Raw genomic sequence first — 23,188 nt, 5'->3', positions numbered from 1 at the left:
GGGGATCACAGCCACTCAGTCGACCGGAGGTCTCCCGATGACCGTCACCGAACCCTCGCCCACCCCGTCCGCGGACGTGCTCGATCACGCGATCGACGAGCGCCCCGCGGACGGCGTCTACCGGGTGAACCGCAACATCTTCACCGACGAGGAGACCTTCGAGTTGGAGATGCGGTACATCTTCGAGGGCAACTGGGTGTACCTCGCGCACGAGAGCCAGGTTCCCGAGCCGGGTGACTACTACACCACCTACATCGGCCGGCAGCCCGTGGTGATCACCCGGGGCTCGGACGGCGAGCTGAACCTGCTCATCAACGCGTGCGCGCACCGCGGCGCCATGCTGTGCCGCAAGAAGACCGACAACCGCAAGACGCTGACCTGCCCGTTCCACGGCTGGACGTTCCGCAACGACGGCCGGCTGCTCAAGGTCAAGGATCCCGACGGCGCCGGCTACCCCGCGCAGTTCGACCACGAGGGCAGCCACGACCTGACGAAGGTCGCGAAGTTCGGGAACTACCGCGGCTTCCTCTTCGGCTCGTTGAACCCCGACGTGCTGCCCCTCGAGGAGCACCTCGGTGACACCCGGACCATCATCGACATGCTGGTGGACCAGTCGCCCGACGGACTCGAGGTGCTCCGCGGCGCCTCGACCTACACCTACGACGGCAACTGGAAGGTGCAGGCGGAGAACGGCGCCGACGGTTACCACGTGACCGCGACGCACTGGAACTACGCGGCCACCACCAGCCGGCGCAACACCGGCGACTCGACGAACACCACCAAGACCGTGGACGCCGGCCAGTGGGGCAAATCGGGCGGCGGCTACTGGTCCTATCCCAACGGACACCTGTGCCTGTGGACCTGGACCGGGAACCCGCAGGATCGCCCGCTGTGGGACCGGATGGACGAGCTCAAGGAGCAGTACGGGGAGGCCAAGGGCGACTTCATGGTCCGCGGCTCCCGCAACCTGTGCCTCTACCCGAACGTCTACCTGATGGACCAGTTCTCCACGCAGATCCGGCATTTCCGCCCGATCAGCGTGGACAAGACGGAGGTGACCATCTACTGCATCGCGCCGAAGGGCGAGTCGAAACAGAACCGCGCCTGGCGGATCCGGCAGTACGAGGACTTCTTCAACGCCTCGGGGATGGCCACGCCGGACGACCTCGAGGAGTTCCGCAGCTGCCAGAAGACCTTCCTCGCGACCGCCGCGCAGTGGAACGACATGAGCCGCGGAGCGGAGCACTGGCTCACCGGCCCGGACGAGGTGGCGACCACCCTCGGCATGACCGGCGTCGTCTCCTCCGGCGTCAAGAACGAGGACGAGGGCCTGTACCCCGTGCAGCACAAGTACTGGCAGGAGGCCCTCCAGGCCGGCCTGCGCGCCGATGCCGCGAAGGGGGTCGTCCGATGAGCGCACCCGCCACCACCACGACCGGAACCCGCACCATCGACCAGCACGTCATCGAGCAGTTCCTGTACCGCGAGGCGCGGCACCTCGACGACCGCGAGTTCGAGAAGTGGCTGGACTGCTACGCGGACGACTGCGAGTTCTGGATGCCCGCCTGGGCCGACGACGACAAGCTCACCGAGGACCCGCAGACCGAGGTCTCCCTCGTGTACTACCCGGACAAGGCGGGCCTCACGGACCGCGTCTTCCGGATCCGCACCGAGCGCTCCTCCGCCACCTCGCTGCCCGAGCCGCGGACGAGCCACAACATCAGCAACGTCGAGGTGATCGAGCGTCGCGGCGACCTCGTGGACGTCCGGTTCAACTGGCACACCATGTACTTCCGGTACGACACGGTCGATCCGTACTACGGCACCACCCTGGCGACGCTGGACTTCTCGGGCGAGCAGCCCCTGTTCCGCCGGAAGACGGTGGTGCTCAAGAACGATTACATCCACCACGTCGTCGACATCTACCACGTCTGATCGGGCGGAAGGGATCTCATCATGGCGCATCAGGTGGCGCTCGCCTTCGAGGACGGGGTGACCCGGTTCATCTCGGTCGACCCGGGCCAGACCGTGGCGGACGCCTCGTACCGGCAGCGGATCAACATCCCGCTCGACTGCCGCGACGGGGCGTGCGGAACGTGCAAGGCGCTCTGCGAATCCGGGACGTACGACGGCGGCACCTACGTCGAGGACGCGCTCACCGCGGGCGAGGCGGAGCAGGGCTACTGCCTGCCCTGCTCCATGTCGCCGACCTCCGACCTGGTGCTGCAGATCAACAGCACCTCGGCGGTGGCGAAGACGCAGGTGGGCGAGTTCGCCGCGACCGTGACCGGCCTCGAGCGGCTCACCCCGAGCACCGTCGGGCTGCGGTTGCGCGCAGACGAGCGGGAGCGCCTGGCCTTCCTGCCCGGTCAGTACGTCAACATCGCGGTGCCCGGATCCGGGGTCGACGGTGCGCCGGACGCCGAGCGGTCGTACTCGTTCGCCTCCCACCCCGACGACGAGGAGCTGGAGTTCCTGGTCAAGCTGATCCCCGGCGGCGGCGCGATGTCCGATTGGCTGACCGGCCGGGCGGCCGTCGGCGACCGCGTGCGGTTCCGCGGCCCGCTCGGCTCGTTCTTCCTCCGCGAGGCCGACCGGCCCGCCCTGCTCGTCGCCGGCGGCACCGGGCTCGCGCCCATGCTGTCCATGCTGCGGTCCATGCGCACCCGCGACCCCGGCCGCACGGTCCAGCTGCTCTACGGAGTCTCGCAGGACCGGGATCTCACGCAGCTCGACGTGCTCGCGGGGCTCCGGGAGGAGCTGCCGGAGTTCGCCTTCGAGCACTGCGTCTCCGCGCCGGACAGCGCCGCCGCGCACCGCGGGCACGTGACCGACATCCTGCGCACCGCACACCTGCACGGCGGCGACGTGGCCGTCTACCTGTGCGGGCCGCCGCCCATGATCGACGGCTTCCGGGCCGAGCTGGACCGGCTCGGCATCACGCCGACGGGCTTCTACTACGAGAAGTTCCTGCCGGCGGTCGCCGCGACACCCGCTGAGCCACCCGCCGCGACACCCGCCGCCGAGGGGGCGGCCGCCGCCGGCGCGGCTCGGCCCGCCCCCGCGGCCCCGTCCGCGGACCTCCACGCAGAGACGGTGCCGGCGCCCGCCGGCGCACTGACCTTCGCGGGCCTGCTGGTCGACGCGGGTGGCTCCCTCGTGGAGAACCCGGACGCCCGCGGGCTCGCCGGGCAGCCGATCCTGGCCGCACGGGACCTGCAGCCGCTCAGCGCGCCGCCCGAGCCGATCGTGCCGGGCGGGTACGAGATCGGCGAGGAGCACCCGGACATCCGCAAGTCCGACGCCGTGTTCGAGGCCCGCAAGGCGCTGGAGCTCGGCGCGCTGGAACTGGTCCTCGGGCGGCTCGGCTCGCCGCAGCTGGCGGGCTACCGGTTGCTCGCGGAGGCCACCGTGCCGTACCTCGACGGCGACCGGCTCACCGACGCCGCCGGGTACACCGAGGCGAACGCGGCCTTCCACGACTACCTGTTCACCCTCACCGGCAACGAGCACCTGCTCGCGGCGTACCAGCGGCTCGGCGTGCGCAACCACATGGACACCACGCTGCGCAGCGCCACCTGGATCCATCCGCGCTGCGCGCAGGACCATCTCGACATCGTCGAGGCGATCGCCGCCGGGGACCGGGAGGCGGCCCGCACGCTGGTGGCCGACCACGCCGAGCGGTCGATGGAGACCACCCGGCGCGCGATGCACGAGCAGGAGCTGGCGCGCACGCCGGCGTTCGTCCACCCCGGGCGGTTCGCCGGCAGGGTCGTCGTGGTCACCGGCGCCGCGCAGGGCATCGGCGAGCGCGTCGCCCGCCGGGTGCACGCGGAGGGCGGGCAGGTCGTGCTCGTGGACCGGTCCGACCTGGTCCGCGAGCTCGCCGAGGAGCTCACGCGGGCCGGCTCCGAGGCGGTGGCAGCCGTCGCGGACCTCGAATCGCTCACGGGGGCACAGGACGTCGCCGCGCAGGCGCTGGAGCGCTTCGGCCGGATCGACGTGCTGGTCAACAACGTGGGCGGGGCGATGTGGTTCAAGCCCTTCACGGAGTTCACCGAGGCCCAGATCGGCGCCGAGGTGACCCGGTCGCTGCTCACCACGCTGTTCTCCTGCCGGGCGGTCCTGCCGTCCATGCAGCGGCGCGGCCGCGGCGTGATCGTCAACGTCTCGTCCGTCGCCACCCGCGGCGTGCACCGCGTCCCGTACTCGGCGGCCAAGGGCGGCGTCAACGCCCTCACCGCCTCGCTCGCGATGGAGTACGCCGACAGCGGTATCCGCGTGGTGGCCTCGGCGCCCGGCGGCACCGAGGCGCCGCCGCGGCGCATCCCCCGCGGCGGCGACGTGCCCGAGACCGAGGCCGAGCGCGCCTGGTTCCAGGCGCACATCGACCAGACGCTGGAGTCGAGCCTGATGCACCGCTACGGCACGCTCGACGAACAGGCCGCCGTGATCTGCTTCCTGGCGAGCGACGAGGCCGGCTATCTCACCGGCTCGGTGCTGCCCGTCGGCGGCGGGGATCTCGGCTGAACCGCCGACCCACGGCCCCGATCGCCCCCTATCGTGGGGCGATGGAGCCCTGGTCGGTGCGGCGGATCCGCGGAGCCCGGTTGGCCGTGGTCGGCGACCCGTCCGGCCGCGGCGCCCGCGCGCTGGCGACACTCGCGCTCCCCGGCGCGCCCGTCGTGCAGGCCCTCGCGGCACTGGCGGGGGACGACGGTGCGCGCCTGCGCGCGGCCCTCGCCGCCGACGCCGTCGTGGTCGCCGATGCGCAGCGGCTCGGGTCCGAGGACCNGGCCGCCGNCGCCGCCGCGGCGCAGGGCGGGACCACGGTCGTGCTCGCCCGCGCCACGGCGGAGCGACCAGCCTCCGACCTCTGGACCGACGATGCCCGGGCCCTGGGCGCCGACCTCCACCTCACGCTCGACGCGTTCTCCGCCGACGAGATCGTCGCCCTCGCCCGCGACCGCGAACTCGACCTGTCGGGCGCCGCCGCGGTTCGGCTGCACCGACGCACCGCGGGCGCGATCGAGGCGACGCTGGCCGCGCTCGACGAGTCGGCGCGCTCGGCCGGTCACCCCGGCGACGGGGTGCCTGCGGCGGAGCGACAGCGGGTGGCCGCGGCGCTCGCGGAGGTCGGCCCGGATGCCGCGCGCATCGCGCTCGCGGCGGCGATCCTCGGCGGCGCCGCCCCCACGGCCCTCGCCGCCGTCGCGGGGAGCGAGGTGACCGCCGAGGTGCTCGACGCGCTCACGGTCCGCGGCCTGGTGCGCGCCCGCCGGGACCGGGACGGGCCGTGGGTCCTGCCGCCCGCACCGATCGTCGCCCGCGCGGTGCAGGAGGCGTCGTCGTGGACCGACCGGGCGCGCCTGCACGCGGCGGCGGCCACAGTGGTCGATCCGCACCGCGCCCTGCGGCACCGCGCAGCGGCCGTGTTGGGGAGCGACGCGGCGCTGGCGGTCGCACTCGCGGACGACGGCGCCGCGCTCGCCGACCGCGGCGAATGGTCCTCGGCGGCTGCCGCGTTCGCCGCGGCCACCGGGGTGGCCGCCGACGCGGACACCGCCCGCGAGCTGCGCATCGCGGCCGTGGACGCCTACGTCAGCGCCGGCGACCTCGGCGCCGCGCGCGAGCTGGTGCCGGCCATCGAGGCGCTGCCGCCCAGCCCCGAGCGGGACTCCGTCCTGGGGTACGTCGCCATCCAGTCGGGTCGTCCCGCGGAGGCGCAGGACCGGCTGGAGCGCGCCTGGAAGGCCGTGAACCCGCGGTTGCACCCCCTTGCCGCCGCGCGGATCGCGCACCGCCGGGGCCTGGACGCCCTGGTGCGCTGGGACGGTCCGGCGCTGACCGCCTGGGCCGACCGGGCGATCGATCTCGGCGGAACAGCGCCGCCGGCGATCGAGTCCCGCGCCTTCCGCGGGCTCGGCGCCGCCGCGGCCGGGGCNNTCGTCGGCGCCGCCCGCGCCGTGGACGCGGGCCTGGCCGAGACGGGCCTGCCCGTCGCGGTGTCCCAGCGCCTGATGCTCGGCGTCGGCTGGATCCAATTCGGACTCGGCGATCTCGACCGGGCGCGCACCGCGCTCACCGCCGCCCGGGACGCCGTGGGCGGCGCGCACCGGGTCTCCCTGTGGGCCCTCGGCTGGCTGGCCCGCGTGCAGTTCGAGATCGGCGATTGGGACGCCGCGCTGGAGAGCTCGCGCGAGGCGGTGGAGCTCGGCGACAGCACCGGGATCGTGCTGTGCTCGCCGTTGGCGCACTGGACCGCCGCGGAGATCCGCGCGCTGCGCGGTGACGCCGACGGCGCCGAGCGGCACGCGGCCGCGGCCCGCGTCGCTCCGACCGGCTATCTGACGCAGCGGATCCCGGCCGCGCTGGCGCAGGCCGCGGCCGCCCGGGGCGGACCGCGCGCCGTGCTGGCAGCAGTGCAGCCACTCCTCGCCGATCCCGCGGCCCGCACGGTGGGGCCCGACTTCTGGCCCTGGCACCCCGTCGCCGCCCGCGCACTCGTGGACGCGGGGCGGGACGAGGAGGCCGTCGCGCTGCTCGACGGCGCTCCCGCCCCGCAGAGCACGCCCGCGCGGATCCGGATGCGGGCCGCCCGGGCGGCGGCCGAGGCGGACGCGGACGCGGCGGCGGCGACGCTGCGCGACTGCCTGACCGAGGCGGAGCCCTTCCCCGTGGCGGAGGGCGGCCTGCAGCTCGACCTGGGAATGCTGTTGCGACGCACCGGCCACCGGAGGGACGCCGCACATCACCTCGGCGAGGCCGCGGCCGTCTTCGCATCGCTGGGCGCGCACGCACCGCTCCGCACGACCGACCGCGAGCTCGGCCGGGCGGGCGGCCCCGCGGACGCGGACGTCGCGGCCCTGACCCCGCACGAGCTCAACGTGGCCCGTCTCGTGGTAGCGGGGGACACCAACCGACGGGTGGCGGAGCAGCTCTACCTGTCGCCGAAGACGGTGCAGTTCCACCTGACTCGCATCTTCGCCAAGCTGGGGGTGAAGACCCGNNGGGCCACGGCCGCGCCGCGGTCCGGGTCCGAGGTCCAGACGGTGCCGCCCAGCCCGTAGTCGGAGGCGTTGGCGATGGCCACGGCGTCGTCGACGTCGTCGTAGCCGATCACCGACAGCACGGGACCGAAGATCTCCGCCCGGGAGATCGCCGCCTCGTTGTCGACGTCGGCGAACACCGTGGGCTGCACGAACCACCCGCGGTCGCGGTCGGGCCGGCCGCCGCCGGTGGTGATCCGACCGCCGTCGGCGCGGCCCTGCGCGATGAAGCCCTCGACGCGCTCGCGCTGTCGGGCGGTGGCGAGGGGGCCGACCTGCGTCGCGGGGTCGGCGGCGTCGCCGACCGCGAGCGAGCCCGCGAACGCCGTGAAGGCGTCCACCACCTCCTGGTAGCGCGAGCGCGGGGCCAGGATCCGGGTGCCGAGGAAGCACGTCTGGCCGTTGTTGAGCAGGGTCGCCACGAACAGGCCCTCGCCGATCGCGCCCAGGTCGAGGTCCGCGTCGTCGAGCACGATCGCCGCGGACTTGCCGCCCAGCTCGAGCGTGACGGGGCGCAGCAGGCGGCCGCAGGTCTCGCCGATCGCGCGGCCCGCCTCCGTCGACCCGGTGAACGCGACCTTGTCGACGCCGGGGTGCGCGACGAGATGGGCGCCCACCTCCCGGCCGGCGGGGACCACGTTGAGCAGTCCGGCCGGCAGACCGGCGGCGTCCGCGGCCTCGGCGAGCAGGAAGGCGTCGAGCACCGTCTCGGGGGAGGACTTGACCACGACGGCGCAGCCCGCGGCCAGTGCGGGCGCGATCTTGAACATTGCGAGGGTCTGCGGGAAGTTCCACGGGACGATGGCGGCGACCACGCCGATCGGCTCGCGGCGGACCTCCACGACGCCGCCGAAGAGCCCGTCCCGCAGGTCCGGGGCGCTCGGCGCCCGGAGCAGGCCGGCGTAGTACCGCAGCAGCGTGGCGGGATAGGAGCCCTCGAGCTGGGCGGCGACGGAGACGGGCATACCGTTCTGCGCGCTGACCAGGCCGATCATCCGGTCCGCGCGGGCGTCGAGCTCGGCGGCGAAGCGGTCGAGCACCGCGGCCCGGCGAGCGGGGTCCCACGTGCGCCAGCCCGACGGTGCCTCGAAGGCGCGCCGTGCCGCCCCGACCGCGGCGTCGACGTCGGCCTCCACGCCCTCCGGCACCGCGGGGAGGGGCTCCTCCGTGCTGGCGTTGATCGGGGTGATCGTCCCGCGGCCGGCGGGCGCGACCCAGTCGCCGCCGATGTAGAGCCGGTCGTAGGTGGTGGTGTCGATCGTGGAGGCGCTCATGGCAGGTCCCGTTCGGTCGTGGCGGCGGATCACCCTGATCCCCGATGTCACGGTACGAGCGGTGTTGTTGCAGGTCCACGACCTGTTGCGCGTGGATTGGGAACGCGGACGCACGGATCGCGGGCGACATGATGCTTCCCGGTGCAAACTATCAGTGCTACGCTATTGCAAAGGGCATCGAGGTTCGGTTGTGCAGAAATGATGAAGATGGAATTCGAGAAAGCCAGGGTCGCCGTGATCACCGCGCTGTGCGCGGCGGTGGTGTTGTGCGGCGTCGCGCTCTGGACCGTCGAATCGCGACTGGTCTCAGTGCATCCGGAATGCGCGGGCACCGGCACGCCGCGCGCGGCGGTCGCGGAATCCGCCGGTGACGGGCCCCTGCTGCGCCGCGCACTCGATCGGGTGCTCGGCGGGTTGGGCTGCGTCGCGAGCCCGCAGCACCGCACGCTCGCGAAATAGTATTCACTGACGGCGTACGCGAAGGGCGGCCGGTGCGCGCACCGGCCGCCCTTCGTCGTCGGGGGGAGGTCAGTTCTTGTGCAGGGCGGCGTTGAGCTCGACGCCCTCGCTCTTCCACGGCACGACCTCGACCGCGCCGGTGACGGAGTTGCGGCGGAACAGGAGGTTGCTCTGCCCGGCCAGCTCGCGCGCCTTGACCTGCGTGCCGTCCGGGCCGGTCACCTTGGTGCCGGCGGTGAGGTAGAGGCCCGCCTCGAGCACGCAGTCGTCGCCGAGGGGGATGCCCAGGCCGGAGTTGGCGCCGAGCAGGCACCGCTCGCCGAGCGCGATGATCTCCTTGCCGCCGCCGGACAGCGTGCCCATGGTCGACGCGCCGCCGCCCACGTCGGAGTGGTCGCCGATGACGACGCCCGCCGAGATCCGGCCCTCGACCATCGCGGTGCCGAGCGTCCCGGCGTTGAAGTTCACGAAGCCCTCGTGCATGACCGTCGTGCCGTCGGCGAGGTGGGCGCCCAGGCGCACCCGGTCGGCGTCGCCGATGCGCACGCCCGTGGGCAGCACGTAGTCCACCATGCGCGGGAACTTGTCCAGCGAGTGGACGATGACCTGTCCGCGCTTGCGCAGGGCGGCGCGGACCAGCTCGAAGCCGGTGGGCGAGCACGGTCCGAAGTTCGTCCACACCACGTTCGCCAGGAGCCCGAACTGGCCCTCGAGGCTCAGGCCGTGCGGCGGCACCAGGCGATGGCTCAGGAGATGCAGCCGCAGGTACACGTCGTGCGCGTCGATCGGCGCCGCGGCGAGGTCCGCGATGGTGGTCTCGACCACGACGGTGCGCACCCTGCGGTCGGCGTCCGGCCCCGCGAGGGCGGTCAACTCGGCGGGCGCGCCCGCGGGGGCCTCGATCGACCCGGCGGTACCGCCGCCCTCGGTCAGCTCCGGAGCGGGATACCAGGTGTCGAGCACCGTCCCGTCGTCCGTGAGGGTGGCCAGTCCGTACGCCTTCGCTCCACGATTCGTCACCCGCTCAGCCTACTGGCACGGATGATCCGGGTGCGGCCCCAGGCGAGGAGTGCCCCCGCCGCGCTCGGGCTGCGGAGCCGCCGGATTCGGATACCGTGCATGCAGTGACCACGACACTCGACACGGCCAAGCTCGCCAACCGGATCGACGACGCGGTCGACGACGGGGACCTGGCCGCGGTCGCTTCGCTCATCGCGCCCCTCGCGTCGCACGAGGTCGCCGACGTCCTCGAGCGCCTGAATCGCAAGGACCGCGCCGTCGTCTTCCGGCTGCTCGCGAAGGACGAGGCGCTCACCGTCTTCGAATCGCTCGACGCGCCCCTGCAGGGCGAGCTCATCCACGATCTCCAGGACGAGCAGGTCACCGGCCTGTTCGCCGAGCTCGACCCCGACGACCGGGTCACCCTGCTCGACGAGCTGCCCGCGACGGTCGCCGCGCGGCTGCTGCACGGCCTGCCCGAAGGGGAGCGCGCCGCCACCGCGGCCCTGCTCGGCTACCCGCAGGGCTCCGTCGGCCGCGAGATGACCCCCGAGTTCGTCTCGGTGCACCCGGGCGACACCGCCGAGCAGGCCCTCGCCGCGGTCCGGGCCCGCATCGACGACGTCGAGACCATCTACGGCATCCCCGTCGTCGGCCCCGGGCGGGTACTCGTCGGCATCGTCGGGCTGCGCGGTCTGCTGCGCAGCGCGCCCGAGACCCCGGTCAGCGACATCATGAACATCGCGGGCACGGCCCGGGCGCGGGAGTCGGCCGAGGACGCCGCGCGTCGCTGCGCCGAGCAGCGCCTGCTGGTGATGCCCATCCTCGACGACGAGCACCGCCTCGTGGGCATTCTCACCGTCGACGACGCCCTCCGCATCCTCGAGGAGGCGGAGAGCGAGGACGCGGCGCGCCAGGGCGGTGTGGAGCCGCTGAACCGGCCCTACCTGTCCACTCCCGTGCGGACCCTGGTGCGCTCGCGTGTGGTGTGGCTCCTGGTCCTGGCCGTCGGTGCGACGCTGACGGTCAAGGTGCTCTCCGTCTTCGAGGACAGCCTGCAGGAGATGGTGGTGCTGTCGCTGTTCGTGCCGCTCATCATCGGCACCGGCGGGAACACCGGCAACCAGGCCGCCACCACCGTGACCCGCGCGCTCGCCCTCGGCGACATCACCACCGGCGACGTCTTCCGCGTCCTGGGCCGCGAGATCCGCGTCGGCGCGACGCTCGGCCTGATCCTCGGCGCCCTCGGAGCGGTCATCGCCGGCGTCCTCTTCGGCACCGACGTGGGCCTGGTCATCGGCGCCACCCTGTTCGGGGTCTGCACCATGTCGGCCACCGTCGGCGGGCTCATGCCGATCGTCGCGAAGTCCATCGGCGTGGACCCGGCGGTCTTCTCCAACCCGTTCATCAGCACGTTCGTCGACGCGACGGGCCTGATCCTGTACTTCCTCATCGCCAAGGCGATCCTCGGGCTCTGAGCACTACCCTGGAGGGGTGACTCTCGAACTCGCCGCCGACCCGATCGACCTCACCGCCGCGCTGGTGGACATCCCCAGCGTGAGCCACGACGAGGAACGGATCGCGAACGAGGTGGAGTCCGCGCTGCGCGCGCTGGGCCGCTTCGAGGTGCTCCGCGTGGGGAACAACGTGCTCGCGCGGACGAATCGCGGTCTGCCGCAGCGGGTGATGCTCGCCGGCCACCTCGACACCGTGCCGATCGCCGACAACGTGCCCAGCCGCCGGGACGGCGGGATCCTGCACGGGTGCGGCACCGTCGACATGAAGAGCGGCGACGCGGTCTTCCTGCATCTCGCCGCCACCATGGCCGAACCGGCCTACGACCTGACCCTGATCTTCTACGAGTGCGAGGAGATCGCCTCGACGTTCAACGGTCTCGGCCGCATCGAGCGGGAGCTGCCCGAGTGGCTGGGCGCCGACGTCGCGATCCTCGGCGAGCCCTCCGGCGGCCTCATCGAGGCGGGCTGCCAGGGCACCATCCGGGTGCGGATCACGGCGGGCGGCGTCCGCGCGCACAGCGCCCGCTCCTGGTTGGGCGACAACGCGATCCACAAGCTCGGCCCCGTCCTCACCGCTCTCCAGGGGTACACCGCGCGCACCGTCGACATCGACGGCTGCGAGTACCGCGAGGGACTCTCCGCCGTCAAGATCGAGGGCGGGGTGGCCGGCAACGTCGTGCCCGACGAGGCCTTCGTGGACGTCAACTTCCGGTTCGCGCCGGACCGCACCGTCGACGAGGCCGTGGCGCACGTCCGGGAGGTCCTCGCCGGCCCGCTCGCCGACGGTGCGCTGGCCTTCGAGGTCACCGACGCCGCGCCCGGCGCGCTGCCGGGCCTCGGCGCCCCCGCGGCGGCGAAGCTCGTGGCGGCCGCCGGCGGGCGGTTCCGCGCCAAGTACGGCTGGACCGACGTCTCGCGGTTCGCCGCGCTGGGCATCCCCGCCGTGAACTTCGGCCCGGGCGACCCGAACTACGCCCACAAGCGCGACGAGCACGTCGAGACGGCGCAGATCACCGAGGTGGCCGCCGTGCTCCGCGCCTTCCTCGCTGGGTAGGTTGTGCGTCATGGCCTCCGATAAGAAGCCCTCCGCCGACCACTACCTGCGCTACCGCGGCCCCGTCCGCGTGCAGGGCGCGGCGGCGGCGGAATCGTCGACCACCGACCAGCGGCTCCTCGCGAACGCGGACGACGCCGACTGGCTGCACCGCGACCCGTGGCGCGTGATGCGGATCCAGGCCGAGTTCGTCGAGGGCTTCGGCGCGCTCGCCGAGCTGCCGCCGGCGGTCACCGTCTTCGGATCCGCTCGGATCACACCGGATTCGCCCGAGTACGCCACCGGACGCGAGCTGGGCGCCGGCCTGGTGCGCGCGGGCTACGCCGTCATCACCGGCGGCGGGCCGGGTGCCATGGAGGCCGCGAACCGCGGCGCCAAGGACGCCGACGGGCTCTCGGTGGGACTGGGCATCGAGCTGCCGTTCGAGCAGGGGCTCAACGACTGGGTCGACCTGGGCATCAACTTCCGCTACTTCTTCGTGCGCAAGACGATGTTCGTCAAGTACGCGCAGGCGTTCGTCTGCCTGCCGGGCGGCTTCGGCACGCTCGACGAGCTCTTCGAGGCGCTCACGCTGGTGCAGACGCACAAGGTGACCCGGTTCCCGATCGTGCTGCTGGGCTCGGCCTATTGGGGCGGACTCGTCGACTGGATCCGCGGCACCCTCACCGAGCAGGGCATGGTCTCGCCCGGTGACGCCGACCTGATCACCGTCACCGATTCCGTGGCCGAGGCCATCGACATCATCGTCCGCGCCGACGCCGCGCGCGAGCGCGAGGCCGCCGCGAGCGAGGTGGACCCCTCGTGACCGCGATCGCCGTCTTCTGCGCCTCGCGCCCCGTGCCGCAGGAGTACATCGACCTGGCCACCGAGGTGGGCCGCGGCATCGCCGCCGGCGGCGACTCGCTGGTCTGGGGCGGCGGGCACGTCTCCATGATGGGCGCGGTCGCCCAGGCCGCCCGCGACGGCGGCGCGCACACCCTGGGCGTGATCCCCACGGCGCTCGTCGACCGCGAGGTGGCCGACCACGCCGCCGACGAGCTGCTGGTGGTCGCCACCATGCGCGAGCGCAAGCAGCTCATGGACGACAACGCCGGCGCCTTCCTGGTGCTGCCGGGCGGCGTGGGGACCCTCGAGGAGTTCTTCGAGGCGTGGACCGCGGGCTACCTCTCGATGCACGACAAGCCCGTGGTGGTGCTCGACCACGAGGGCTTCTACGCGCCGCTCCTGGACTGGATCGACGGCCTCAAGGCGAAGGGTTTCGTGGGTGACGCGGCTCTCGGACGGCTGCGACGCGCGACGGACGTCACGGAGGCCCTCGAGGCGTGCCGTGGTACGGCGGTGCCACGGTAGGCTCGCCGCGTGAGCTCTACGCATAAGAACAGCACCGTCGGTGTCGCGGATCTGGCCCGGGGCGTCGGCAAGCTGCTGCCCGACCTGCCCCTGCTGGTCAAGGAGGGCCCGTCGATCCTGCTGCGCACGCCGAACAGCAAGGAGAGCATCGGCACGGTGTTCGCGAAGCGCGCGGCGCAGCACCCGTCGCGCGATTTCCTGCGCTTCCACGGCGAGGGCATCAGCTACGGCGAGGCGAACGCCACCGTGAACACCTATGCGCGCGTGCTGCTCCAGCGCGGCGTGAAGGTGGGCGACGTGGTCGGCGTGGTTATGCACAACCACCCGCAGATGGTGCTGGTGATGCTCGCGATCGTCAAGGTCGGCGCCACGGCCGGTCTGGTCAATTACAACCAGCGCGGAGCGGTCCTGGCCCACAGCCTGGGCATCCTCGACACCGGCACGATCATCGCCGGCACCGAGGACCTCGAGGCCTTCGATTCGCTCGACGCCGCGGACCGCCCCGCCGACGGGGTGGTGCTCACCATCGACGAGCTCGCCGAGCAGGCGCGGCGGGTGCGCGAGCAGGACCCGCGCGCCACCGAGAACCCGGCCGTCACCGCCACGCTCCCGGCGAGCACCCGCGCCTTCTACGTCTTCACCTCGGGCACCACGGGTATGCCGAAGGCGTCGATCATGACGCACTACCGCTGGCTCAAGGGCATGGCGGGCTTCGGCGCGACCGCGGTGCGCATGCGCCGCGACGACGTCATGTACTGCCCGCTTCCGCTGTACCACAACAACGCCGCGCTCGTCGCGCTCGGCTCGGTGCTGGTCTCCGGCGCCACCCTCGCCATCGGCCGCAAGTTCTCGGCGACCAGGTTCTGGGACGAGGCCAACGAGAACTCGGCCACGATGTTCATCTACATCGGCGAGATCTGCCGGTACCTGCTCAACCAGCCGCCCAAGCCCAGCGACCGGTCCAACACGATCCGGGTGGCCGCCGGCAACGGCATGCGCCCCGAGATCTGGCGGGACTTCCAGGAGCGCTTCGGGATCGAGCGGATCATGGAGTTCTACGCCGCGAGCGAGACCAACATCGCCTTCGTCAACGTCTTCAACATCGAGGGCACCGTCGGCCTGTGCCCCCTGCCGCACGCCGTGGTCGAGTACGACCTCGACACCGCGGGGCCGCTGCGGGATTCGCGCGGCAGGCTCACCCGCGTGAAGCGAGGGCAGAACGGTCTCCTGCTCACCAAGATCACCAAGTCCGCGCCCTTCGACGGCTACACCGACGGGAAGGCGGGCGACGCCAAGCTGATCCGCGACGGCTTCAAGGACGGCGACGTCTGGTTCAACACCGGCGACGTGGTGACCAACCAGGGCTTCGACCACATCGCCTTCGTCGACCGGCTGGGCGACACCTTCCGGTGGAAGGGCGAGAACGTCGCGACCACCGAGGTGGAGGGCGCGCTCGACGAGGCCGACCAGGTGGAGGGCGCCATCGTCTACGGCGTCGCGATCCCCGGGGCCGACGGCAAGGCCGGCATGGCCGCGGTGAAGCTCGCCGAGGGGCGGGAGTTCGACGGTGCCGCGCTCGCCCAGCAGTTGCGGAACGAGCTGCCGGGCTACGCGATCCCGCTCTACGCGCGGGTGGTGCCCAGCCTGGAGGTCACCTCCACGTTCAAGAGCCTCAAGGGCGAGCTCCGCGAGCAGGGCTTCGCCGAGACGGGCGACGACCCGCTGTACGTCTTCGTCGGCGGAGCGGACGGCTACGTGCCCGCCTACGACGGGTACGCGGCGGACGTCGCGGCCGCCAAGGTCCCGGATCTGCGTTCCTAGGATGGCCGGCTCGCCGGTGGGCCCGGTTCCCGTGCGACCCACCTTCTGCGGCCGCCCGGTCCCGGTGGACCGGGCGCTGGTGATGGCGATCATCAACCGGACGCCGGACTCCTTCTACGACCGGGGCAGCTACTTCGCCGTGGACGCCGCGCTCGAGCGCGTGGACGCGGCCGTCGCCGAGGGGGCCGACGTGGTGGACGTGGGCGGCGTCAAGGCCGGACCGGGCCAGGAGGTCGACGCGACCGAGGAGATCGCGCGCACCGTGCCCTTCATCGCGCAGGTGCGCGACCGGCACCCCGGCCTGCTGATCAGCGTGGACACCTGGCGGGCGTCGGTCGCCGAGGCCGCCGTGGACGCGGGCGCCGACCTCATCAACGACACCTGGGCCGGCGCCGACCCGGACCTGCCCAGGATCGCCGCCGCGACCGGTGCGGGCCTCGTCTGCTCGCACACCGGGGGCGCCGTGCCGCGCACCCGGCCGTTCCGGGTGCGCTACCCGGACGTGGTGGCCGACGTGCGCGACGCGCTCGCCGCGGCCGCCGAGGCGGCCTTCGCGGCCGGGGTGCGGGAGGACGGCATCGTCATCGACCCGACCCACGACTTCGGTAAGAACACCCATCACGGGCTCGCCCTGCTGCGGCACCTCCACGAGCTCGTCGGCACCGGCTGGCCGGTGCTGATGGCCCTGTCCAACAAGGACTTCATCGGTGAGACCCTGGACGCGGGGCTCGAGGAGCGCGTCGCGGGCACCCTCGCCGCGACCGCGCTCGCGGCGCACGCCGGGGCCCGCATGTTCCGCGTGCACCAGGTGGCCGATACCCGCCGGGTGGTGGAGACGGTGGCCTCGATCGACGGGGTGCGTCCGCCGGCCCGCGTCGTGCGGGGGCTCGCGTGAACACCGCGCACCGGTTCTTCGAGGAGCCGCGCTGGAGCATCGACGAGCTCGTCGCGGCGAAGGCGGGACGGACCGTCTCCGTCGTGCTCCCGGCGCTGAACGAGGAGGCCACCGTCGGCGCCGTGGTGGCGACGATCGCGCCGCTGCTGGGGACGCTGGTCGACGAGCTGATCGTGCTGGACTCGGGTTCGACCGACGCGACTGCGGAGCGGGCCCGCGCCGCGGGCGCCACGGTGATCAGCCGCGAGGAGGCGATCCCGGGGCTGGCGCCCGTGCCCGGCAAGGGGGAGGCCCTGTGGCGCGGGGTGGCGGCCTCGTCGGGTGACCTCATCGCGTTCGTCGACTCCGACCTGATCGAGCCCGACCCGCGGTACGTGCCGCGCCTGTTGGGGCCCATGCTGTTCCACCCCGAGGTGCACCTCGTGAAGGCCTACTACCGGCGGCCGCTGCGCGTCTTCAAGCAGGGTGAGGACCCGACGGGCGGCGGTCGCGTGACGGAGCTCGTCGCCCGGCCGGTCCTCGCCGCGCTGCGGCCGCCGCTGCGCGCGATCCTGCAGCCGCTGGGCGGCGAGTACGCGGGGACCCGGGAGTTCCTGGCCTCGGTGCCCTTCGCGCCCGGCTACGGCGTGGAGATCGGGCTGCTGCTCGACGCGGAGGCCCGCTACGGGCTGGCGGGCATCGCCCAGGTGAACCTCTCCGTGCGCAAGCACCGCAACCGCGACCTGCGCGACTTGGGGGTGATGAGCCGGCAGATCCTCGGGACAGCGTTGCGGCGCTGCGGGATCGAGGATTCGGGCGCGGGCATCACGCAGTACCTCGTGGAGCCGGGGCCGGAGGACAGGTTCACCGAGGTCACCACGGAGCTGTTCCTGGAGGACCGGCCGCCGGTGGCCTCGCTGCGGTAGCCGCAAGTACTTGACGAGGTGGAAAGTACTTTCTATGGTTGGGGAACCGACCATGGAGGGAACGTCATGACCGAGCGCTTCGCGAACCCCACCCCCGACGAGGCGCGCCGCGCGCTCGCGCTGGCGGACCGGGCCTCCGTCGCCACGCCCGCCGATCGCCGCCGGCTCGAGCGCGGCCTCATCGCGATCGGGCTCGCGGTGGCCGTGCTGTTGCTCGCGCTACGGTTCACCGTGGGTGATCCCGATGCGCCGCAATGGTTCCGCAGCGGTGGAATGGTCGTCGTGCTGGGGTTCTATCTGATCGCGATCGTCGTGGCGACGGTCTCGATGCGCCGCGCGTCCGCCGCGCCGCGGGGCTTCACGCTGCGCTACAGCCTGGGGTTGGGCCTGACGATGCTGCTCTACGCGGCGTACGTCGTCGTCCAATCGGTGCGCGCGGACGCCGTGCCGTGGCCGTGGACGATCACCGCCGCGCTGGTCACTATGACCCCGGCGCTCCTGGGTGCGCGGGCGATCTCCACGCTGGCGCTGCGATGACGACGACGGGCGGCGGCCACGCGCGCCATCGGCTCGACGACGTGATCCACGCACCGGTCCGCCTCTCCATCGTGGCGGCGCTGGCGAAGGTCGAGAACGCCGAGTTCGCCGCCGTCCGGGACGCCGTGGAACTCTCGGACTCCGTGCTCTCCAAGCAGGCCGCGCAGCTGGAGGCGGCGGGGTACGTCGCGATCAAGAAGGGGTACGTGGGCAAGCGTCCGCGCACCTGGCTGTCGCTGACCGCGCGGGGCCGCGCCGCGTTCGACTCCCACCTCGCGGCGCTCCGGACGATCGCTGAGGGCTGAGGGCTGAGGGGGCTGAAGGCAGAGCGCTGAGGGCGGAGCGCTGACGGTGGAGGGCTCACTGCTCACGGTCGTCGATCGAGATGCGGTACCCCCGCCGTGCGAGCGTCCTGCGGCTGCGGAACCTCGTGCTGTGAGCGGAGAAGGGCGTCGAGGGCGGCCGCGCCGGCGACCAGGGCCCGGCCGCGGGAGGCGAGCGCGGCCCGCCAGCCGTCCAGGGTGTCGCGGAGCGGTGCGATGCCGCCGGCGGTGCGCACCTGTTCCGTGAGCTCTGCGATCCGGGCGAGCCCGTAGCCGCCGCGACGCAACTGCTCGGCCATGCGGGCGTCCCGGACGTCGGCGTCCCGGTAGAGGCGGTAGCCGGTGACCCGGTCCCGTGGCGGCCGAACGATTCCCGCGCGCTCCCACGCGCGCAGTGTCGCCGGCACCACACCGAGGAGGCGCGCCGCGTCGCCGACGAAGAGGGCCGGTGCGGAGCCGGTGGCATCGCCGACGCGGGCTGCGTCGGCGGTGGCGTCACGGGCCGCGTCGTCGCCGAGGTCGGCCAGCGCGGCCCGGACCAGTCGGAAGGTCTCGCGATCACCGGCGAGCTCCGCGTGGGCGTCGTCGAGCAGCGCGAAGGCGGTGTCGAGGTCGCCGCGGTGCACCGCCCGCAGGATCGACCCCGCCCGCGCGTGCCCGCATCCGGGCATCAGCGCGAGGAAGGCGTCGAGGGAGAGTCGGTGCCGTCGGGTGTAGGCCCGATAGCCCGACGGTGTGCGCTCGGCCGGCGGCAGGATGCCCTGCTCCTCGTAGTTGCGCACCGCCTGGGTGGAGAGCCCGTGCGGGCGGGCGAGATCGACGGGACGCATCATGGTGTGAAGGTCATCGTCGGCTGTCCTGGAGATTCGGCGTAGAAGTTTCAATGGGGCCTTCAACGATATCGTGGAGGGAATGAATCCGGACCAGGTAGACCTCGTTTCCTTCCTCGATGCACTGACCACCCCGACCCGCGTGCTGGCCCTCGGCGAGCCCATGCACGGCTCCGAGGAGATCCTCCGCGCCCGCAACGCGGTGATCGAGGACCTCGTGCTGCGGGGCGGCTACCGCTCGATCGCGGTGGAGTCCGACCTGCACCGCGCGCCGCTGGTGAACGACTACCTCGCGGGCGCCGACGTCGACCTGCGGCGGGTGCTCGACGAGGGCTTCAGCCACCCGTACGTGCACGACCTGGACGCGACCGGCGAGCTGTTGCGCGCGCTCCGCGGCCTCAATCGGACGCTGGAGACGCCGGTGCGGTTCTACGGCTTCGACGGGCCCATGGAAATGGCGGCGGCCCCGAGCCCGCGGGCCTTCCTGCTGCGCCTGCGGGCGGCCCTGGCCGAGGTCGCCCCGGGCATCGTCGGGGAGCCGGAGCTCGACGCGCTGCTCGGCGACGACGCCCGGTGGACCGAGGAGGCCGCCATGTACGAGGCGGACCGGGGCGTGGGGCGGACCGGCGCGGCCGATCGGCTGCGCCTGCTGGCCGATGACCTGTGTGCCGTCCTCGACGCGCAGGCGCCGGAGCTCGCCGCGCGTGCCGAGGACTGGTGGTGGCTGCGGGCCGATGCCGCCACGGCCGTCGGCCTGCTGCGCTACCACGCGATCATGGCGACCGACACACCCGACCGGCTCGGCCGGCTCAGCGCTCAGCGGGACGCGATGATGGGGCACAACCTGGTGGCGATCGCCCGCCGCGAGGCGCCGCGCGGCGGCACCGTCGCGTTCGCCCACAACCTGCACCTGCAGCGCGGGCCGAGCGAGATGCGGATGGGGCCGCACCCGGTGCGCTGGTTCAGCGCCGGCGCGCAGGCGGCGGCGCGCCTCGGCGACGGATACCGGTTCGTCGCGATCGGGATCGGGGCCGCCCCCGCGCACGGCCTCGCCGCGCCGGCGCCGGGCACCGTCGAAGGGGAACTGTGCCGCGACCACGGCGGCCCGGCCCGTCTGTATCCGGGGCCGGATCTCGCCGAGCGGCTGCGCGGCGCGTCCGCGCGCGCCGACCGGGATGCGCTGGGCGCGTACTTCCCGCTGGAGCCCGAGCGGATCGCGGCGACGGACGCCGTCCTCTTCATCCCCGAGGTTCGGGCATGATGGCCCCATGGTGATCGTGTTGTACGCCCTGGGACTGCTGGCCGTCGCGGCCGTGCTGTACGGCGTGGCCGCGCTGGTCTTCGGTCGCGGCGACGAGACCCCGCCGCTGGAGACGGGCGCCACGCCGACGGTGCTGCCCGCCGAGGACGTCGCCGGAGTGGACGTCCGCGCGCTCCGGTTCCAGCAGGTGGTACGGGGGTACAAACCCGCCGAGGTGGACTGGGCCCTCGAACGACTGGCCCGGGAGATCGACGTCCTGCGGGCCCGCCTCGCCGCCGAGCAGGACCCCGCGGCGGCCGCGACCGACGCGCCGCGCGAGGCCGACTAGGTGCGCATTGCCAGTGGTCCGCACCGATCGGTGCAGCGCACAGGCTAGAATGTGGAGCGGACCCGCTGCGGGCTGCGCTCGGGCGGGTGAAGGATCTGAAGGGAGCAACGGATGGCGGCGATGAAGCCACGTACGGGGGACGGCCCCTTGGAAGCGACCAAGGAGGGGCGCGGGATCGTGATGCGCGTACCCCTGGAGGGTGGTGGACGCCTCGTGGTGGAGCTCACGCCGGATGAGGCCGCTGCGCTCGGCGAGGAGCTGCGCGGCGTCACGTCGTAGTCCGTCGTCCTGCTTCATCTGAAAGATCCCGCGCGGTGCGACCGTGCGGGATCTTCTCGTTCACAGGGGGTCCCATGGTGCACGTCCCGCCCGGCCTGGCCGCGGTCCTGCCCGCGCTGGCCTGCCCGCACTGCGGCGGGGGATTCGACGCCGACGGCGGCACGCTGCTGTGCCCGGCCGGCCACTCCTTCGACGTCGCCCGGCAGGGCTACGTCTCGCTCCTCGCGGGCGACGCGAGCGGTCTCATCGCCGACGACGCCGCGATGATCGCCGCGCGGGAACGCTTCTTCGCGACCGGCCACTACGAGACCTTCCACGCCGCGGTCGCGGCGGCCGCCGGCGACGCGCCCGCGGGCCCCGTGCTCGACTGCGGGGCCGGCGAGGGCGAGTACCTCGCGCGGGCGTGCGCCGCCCGCGCCGCGAACGGGCTCGGCGGCACCGGTATCGGGCTCGACCTCTCGAAGCCGGCCGCGCGCCGCACCGCCCGGCGGGGGCCGTCGATCGGGGCGGTCGTCGCGAACGGCTGGGCGCGACTGCCCGTCGCCGACGGTGCCGTCGCCGTGGTCCTGTCGGTCTTCGCGCCCCGCAACGCCGTCGAGTTCGCCCGGGTCCTCGCGCCCGGCGGCCGGCTCGTGGTGCTGACGCCGGGGCCGCGGCACCTGCGCGAGATCGTGGAGCCGCTCGGGATGATCTCCGTCGAGGAGGGCAAGGTCGCGCGGCTCGACGGTGCGCTGCACGACTTCTCTCTCGTCTCGCGCGAGAAGCACGAGTGGGTCATGGATCTCACGGCCGAGGCCGCGGCCGATCTCGTCGCGATGGGGCCCAGCGCGCACCACGGCGCGCCCGAGGAGCGCGCCGCCGCGATCGCCCGGCTCACCGCGGACGGCACCGCCGCCGTCACCGCGTCGGGGACCGTCAGCGTCTACGCGGTGCGGTAGGCGCGCCGAGCCGGTGCCTGCCGGGCGGCGCCGCACCGTCGGGGCGGGCTCGCGGTCCTATCCGCGCGCGGCGACGGCGTGGCGGTAGACGTCCAGCGTCTGCGCGGCGATGGACTCCCAGCTGAAGTCGGCGACCGCCCGGGCGCGGCCGGCGACGCCGTACGCGGCCGCGCGCGCCGGATCCGCGCAGAGCGCGTTCACCGCGTCGGCCAGGCCCGCCTCGAAGACGTCGGTGTGCGCCTCGTCGTAGTGCACGAGCGTCCCGGTCTCGCCGTCGACGACCACCTCGGGGATGCCGCCGACGTCGGAGGCGACGACCGCGGTGCCGCACGCCATGGCCTCGAGGTTGACGATGCCCAGCGGCTCGTACACCGACGGGCAGACGAAGACCGTGGCGGCGCTGAGGATCTCGCGCACCTTCGGGGTGGGCAGCATGTCCTGCACCCAGTGCACGCCGTCCCGGGACTCGGCGAGCGCGGCCACGGCGTCGGCCGTCTCCGCGGCGATCTCGGGGGTGTCCGGGGCGCCGGCGCACAGCACGAGCTGGATGTCCGGATCGAATCGGTGTGCCGCGGCGACCAGGTGCTTCACGCCCTTCTGCCGCGTGATGCGGCCGACGAACGCGGCGATCGGGCGGTCCGGATCGACGCCGCGCTCGACCAGGGGGGAATCCTCGCCGAAGGTCGGGGCGGGATGCCAGACCTCCGAGTCGATGCCGTTGAGCACCACGTGGACCCGCGCGGGGTCGAGGTTCGGGTAGGCGTCGAGCACGTCGTCGGCCATGCCGCGGCTCACGGCGATCACGGCGTCGGCGTACTCGACGGCGTTGCGCTCGGCCCAACTGGAGAGGCGGTAGCCGCCGCCCAACTGCTCGGCCTTCCAGGGGCGGTGCGGCTCGAGCGAGTGAGCGGTGAGGATGTGCGGCACGCCGTAGAGCTGCGCGGCGACGTGCCCGGCGAGGCCGGTGTACCAGGTGTGGCTGTGCACGACGTCGGCCTCGGCCGCGAGGTTCGCCATCCGCAGGTCGGTGGAGAACATCTCGAGCGCGGTGTTCGCGCCGGCGAGCTCGGGGTCCGGCCCCGAGACGGTGACGCCGTCCAGGTCCGGCCGCGGGGCGCCCATGCAGTGCACGTCGACCTCGCAGAGGCCGCGCAGCCGCGCGACGAGTTCGGTCACGTGCACGCCCGCCCCGCCGTAGACCTCCGGCGGGTACTCCCTCGTCATCATCGCTACACGCATGGCCACCACGCTAGAGCGTGCCGGAGCCGCACGCAGGCGGTTCGACGGAGCCCGAGCGGTGCGGTTCACCTGTGGTTCTCCGCCCGGACGCCTGTGCATCGCCGTGGAACAGGATGCACTGTCGCAGAAC

At 73.2% G+C, this 23,188-nt stretch carries 21 protein-coding genes and 1 pseudogene; 18 read left to right on the top strand and 4 right to left on the bottom strand.

The window, feature by feature from the left end:
• Positions 1–37: 37 nt before the first annotated feature.
• From benA to ACNAYW_RS13995, 4 genes and pseudogenes are all read left to right on the top strand, one after another.
• Complete coding sequence (gene benA / locus ACNAYW_RS14010; protein ID WP_415850301.1) at positions 38–1,414, top strand: benzoate 1,2-dioxygenase large subunit; 1,377 nt, start codon at positions 38–40, stop codon at positions 1,412–1,414.
• Positions 1,411–1,935, top strand: coding sequence for a benzoate 1,2-dioxygenase small subunit (gene benB / locus ACNAYW_RS14005; RefSeq protein ID WP_415850300.1), 525 nt, complete (start codon positions 1,411–1,413; stop codon positions 1,933–1,935). Before benA ends, benB begins: the two co-directional genes overlap by 4 nt.
• Positions 1,936–1,956: 21 nt before the next feature.
• Entirely contained in the window at positions 1,957–4,530 is a 2,574-nt protein-coding gene (gene benC / locus ACNAYW_RS14000) for a benzoate 1,2-dioxygenase electron transfer component BenC (protein WP_415850299.1), read from the top strand.
• Positions 4,531–6,020: 1,490 nt separating this feature from the next.
• Positions 6,021–7,009: pseudogene (locus tag ACNAYW_RS13995) on the top strand (LuxR C-terminal-related transcriptional regulator); the annotation flags it as partial.
• Positions 7,010–7,011: 2 nt separating this feature from the next.
• On the opposite strand, the gene ACNAYW_RS13990 reads toward ACNAYW_RS13995, so the two are convergent.
• Positions 7,012–8,323, bottom strand: a 1,312-nt coding sequence (locus tag ACNAYW_RS13990; protein ID WP_415850298.1) for an aldehyde dehydrogenase family protein, incomplete at its 3' end; no start/stop codon positions are given.
• A gap of 207 nt (positions 8,324–8,530) precedes the next feature.
• Here ACNAYW_RS13990 and ACNAYW_RS13985 point away from each other — a divergent pair.
• Complete coding sequence (locus ACNAYW_RS13985; protein ID WP_415850297.1) at positions 8,531–8,782, top strand: hypothetical protein; 252 nt, start codon at positions 8,531–8,533, stop codon at positions 8,780–8,782.
• Positions 8,783–8,851: 69 nt separating this feature from the next.
• On the opposite strand, the gene dapD is transcribed toward ACNAYW_RS13985, so the two are convergent.
• Positions 8,852–9,802, bottom strand: coding sequence for a 2,3,4,5-tetrahydropyridine-2,6-dicarboxylate N-succinyltransferase (gene dapD / locus ACNAYW_RS13980; RefSeq protein WP_415850296.1), 951 nt, complete (start codon positions 9,800–9,802; stop codon positions 8,852–8,854).
• 104 nt (positions 9,803–9,906) lie between these two features.
• Here dapD and mgtE point away from each other — a divergent pair, with 104 nt between their 5' ends.
• From mgtE to ACNAYW_RS13935, 9 genes are all read left to right on the top strand, one after another.
• Positions 9,907–11,259 (top strand): magnesium transporter, encoded by a 1,353-nt coding sequence (gene mgtE / locus ACNAYW_RS13975; RefSeq protein ID WP_415850295.1) that lies wholly within the window; start codon positions 9,907–9,909, stop codon positions 11,257–11,259.
• Between the two features lie 16 nt (positions 11,260–11,275).
• Complete coding sequence (gene dapE / locus ACNAYW_RS13970) at positions 11,276–12,352, top strand: succinyl-diaminopimelate desuccinylase (RefSeq protein ID WP_415850294.1); 1,077 nt, start codon at positions 11,276–11,278, stop codon at positions 12,350–12,352.
• A gap of 10 nt (positions 12,353–12,362) precedes the next feature.
• Positions 12,363–13,157, top strand: a complete 795-nt coding sequence (locus tag ACNAYW_RS13965) for an LOG family protein (protein WP_415850293.1) — start codon at positions 12,363–12,365, stop codon at positions 13,155–13,157.
• Positions 13,154–13,702 carry an LOG family protein gene (locus tag ACNAYW_RS13960; RefSeq protein ID WP_415850292.1) on the top strand — a complete coding sequence of 183 codons (549 nt, stop codon included), beginning with the start codon at positions 13,154–13,156 and terminating at the stop codon, positions 13,700–13,702. Before ACNAYW_RS13965 ends, ACNAYW_RS13960 begins: the two co-directional genes overlap by 4 nt.
• Positions 13,703–13,711: 9 nt before the next feature.
• Positions 13,712–15,523, top strand: a complete 1,812-nt coding sequence (locus tag ACNAYW_RS13955; protein ID WP_415850291.1) for a long-chain-acyl-CoA synthetase — start codon at positions 13,712–13,714, stop codon at positions 15,521–15,523.
• 1 nt (position 15,524) lies between these two features.
• Entirely contained in the window at positions 15,525–16,418 is an 894-nt protein-coding gene (folP, locus tag ACNAYW_RS13950; protein WP_415850290.1) for a dihydropteroate synthase, read from the top strand.
• On the top strand, positions 16,415–17,323 hold the full coding sequence (locus tag ACNAYW_RS13945) for a glucosyl-3-phosphoglycerate synthase (RefSeq protein WP_415850289.1): 909 nt from the start codon (positions 16,415–16,417) through the stop codon (positions 17,321–17,323). Before folP ends, ACNAYW_RS13945 begins: the two co-directional genes overlap by 4 nt.
• A 66-nt stretch (positions 17,324–17,389) precedes the next feature.
• A complete protein-coding gene (locus ACNAYW_RS13940) occupies positions 17,390–17,860 on the top strand; it encodes a hypothetical protein (RefSeq protein ID WP_415850288.1) in 471 nt (156 codons plus the stop codon).
• Positions 17,857–18,165 carry a winged helix-turn-helix domain-containing protein gene (locus ACNAYW_RS13935; protein ID WP_415850287.1) on the top strand — a complete coding sequence of 103 codons (309 nt, stop codon included), beginning with the start codon at positions 17,857–17,859 and terminating at the stop codon, positions 18,163–18,165. The genes ACNAYW_RS13940 and ACNAYW_RS13935 overlap by 4 nt, the downstream gene beginning before the upstream one ends.
• A gap of 62 nt (positions 18,166–18,227) precedes the next feature.
• Here the strand turns inward: ACNAYW_RS13935 and ACNAYW_RS13930 are convergent, their stop codons facing one another.
• Complete coding sequence (locus ACNAYW_RS13930) at positions 18,228–19,016, bottom strand: MerR family transcriptional regulator (RefSeq protein WP_415850286.1); 789 nt, start codon at positions 19,014–19,016, stop codon at positions 18,228–18,230.
• A gap of 79 nt (positions 19,017–19,095) precedes the next feature.
• Here ACNAYW_RS13930 and ACNAYW_RS13925 point away from each other — a divergent pair, with 79 nt between their 5' ends.
• From ACNAYW_RS13925 to ACNAYW_RS13910, 4 genes are all read left to right on the top strand, one after another.
• Entirely contained in the window at positions 19,096–20,274 is a 1,179-nt protein-coding gene (locus ACNAYW_RS13925; protein ID WP_415850285.1) for an erythromycin esterase family protein, read from the top strand.
• A gap of 7 nt (positions 20,275–20,281) precedes the next feature.
• Complete coding sequence (locus ACNAYW_RS13920; RefSeq protein ID WP_415850284.1) at positions 20,282–20,602, top strand: DivIVA domain-containing protein; 321 nt, start codon at positions 20,282–20,284, stop codon at positions 20,600–20,602.
• A gap of 111 nt (positions 20,603–20,713) precedes the next feature.
• Entirely contained in the window at positions 20,714–20,881 is a 168-nt protein-coding gene (locus tag ACNAYW_RS13915; RefSeq protein ID WP_068532479.1) for a DUF3117 domain-containing protein, read from the top strand.
• Between the two features lie 74 nt (positions 20,882–20,955).
• Positions 20,956–21,819: a putative RNA methyltransferase gene (locus ACNAYW_RS13910; RefSeq protein WP_415850283.1), complete on the top strand. Its 864-nt coding sequence runs from the start codon at positions 20,956–20,958 to the stop codon at positions 21,817–21,819.
• 57 nt (positions 21,820–21,876) lie between these two features.
• Here ACNAYW_RS13910 and glgA read toward each other — a convergent pair whose 3' ends face one another.
• Entirely contained in the window at positions 21,877–23,058 is a 1,182-nt protein-coding gene (glgA, locus tag ACNAYW_RS13905) for a glycogen synthase (protein WP_415850282.1), read from the bottom strand.
• Between the last annotated feature and the right edge of the window lie 130 nt (positions 23,059–23,188).

Origin of the sequence: Tsukamurella ocularis, assembly GCF_965138335.1 — a bacterium.
Lineage (GTDB): Bacteria > Actinomycetota > Actinomycetes > Mycobacteriales > Mycobacteriaceae > Tsukamurella > Tsukamurella ocularis_A.
This window is presented reverse-complemented; position numbering and strand designations above follow the sequence as displayed.

What these genes read in the sequence shown, in the direction of transcription:
- benA (WP_415850301.1), top strand. Translation starts at nt 38, where the DNA reads ATGACCGTCACCGAACCCTCGCCCACCCCGTCCGCGGACGTGCTCGAT.
- benB (WP_415850300.1), top strand. Translation starts at nt 1,411, where the DNA reads ATGAGCGCACCCGCCACCACCACGACCGGAACCCGCACCATCGACCAG.
- benC (WP_415850299.1), top strand. Translation starts at nt 1,957, where the DNA reads ATGGCGCATCAGGTGGCGCTCGCCTTCGAGGACGGGGTGACCCGGTTC.
- ACNAYW_RS13985 (WP_415850297.1), top strand. Translation starts at nt 8,531, where the DNA reads ATGGAATTCGAGAAAGCCAGGGTCGCCGTGATCACCGCGCTGTGCGCG.
- ACNAYW_RS13965 (WP_415850293.1), top strand. Translation starts at nt 12,363, where the DNA reads ATGGCCTCCGATAAGAAGCCCTCCGCCGACCACTACCTGCGCTACCGC.
- folP (WP_415850290.1), top strand. Translation starts at nt 15,525, where the DNA reads ATGGCCGGCTCGCCGGTGGGCCCGGTTCCCGTGCGACCCACCTTCTGC.
- ACNAYW_RS13940 (WP_415850288.1), top strand. Translation starts at nt 17,390, where the DNA reads ATGACCGAGCGCTTCGCGAACCCCACCCCCGACGAGGCGCGCCGCGCG.
- ACNAYW_RS13935 (WP_415850287.1), top strand. Translation starts at nt 17,857, where the DNA reads ATGACGACGACGGGCGGCGGCCACGCGCGCCATCGGCTCGACGACGTG.
- ACNAYW_RS13930 (WP_415850286.1), bottom strand. Translation starts at nt 19,016, where the DNA reads ATGATGCGTCCCGTCGATCTCGCCCGCCCGCACGGGCTCTCCACCCAG.
- ACNAYW_RS13925 (WP_415850285.1), top strand. Translation starts at nt 19,096, where the DNA reads ATGAATCCGGACCAGGTAGACCTCGTTTCCTTCCTCGATGCACTGACC.
- ACNAYW_RS13920 (WP_415850284.1), top strand. Translation starts at nt 20,282, where the DNA reads ATGGTGATCGTGTTGTACGCCCTGGGACTGCTGGCCGTCGCGGCCGTG.
- ACNAYW_RS13915 (WP_068532479.1), top strand. Translation starts at nt 20,714, where the DNA reads ATGGCGGCGATGAAGCCACGTACGGGGGACGGCCCCTTGGAAGCGACC.
- ACNAYW_RS13910 (WP_415850283.1), top strand. Translation starts at nt 20,956, where the DNA reads ATGGTGCACGTCCCGCCCGGCCTGGCCGCGGTCCTGCCCGCGCTGGCC.
- glgA (WP_415850282.1), bottom strand. Translation starts at nt 23,058, where the DNA reads ATGCGTGTAGCGATGATGACGAGGGAGTACCCGCCGGAGGTCTACGGC.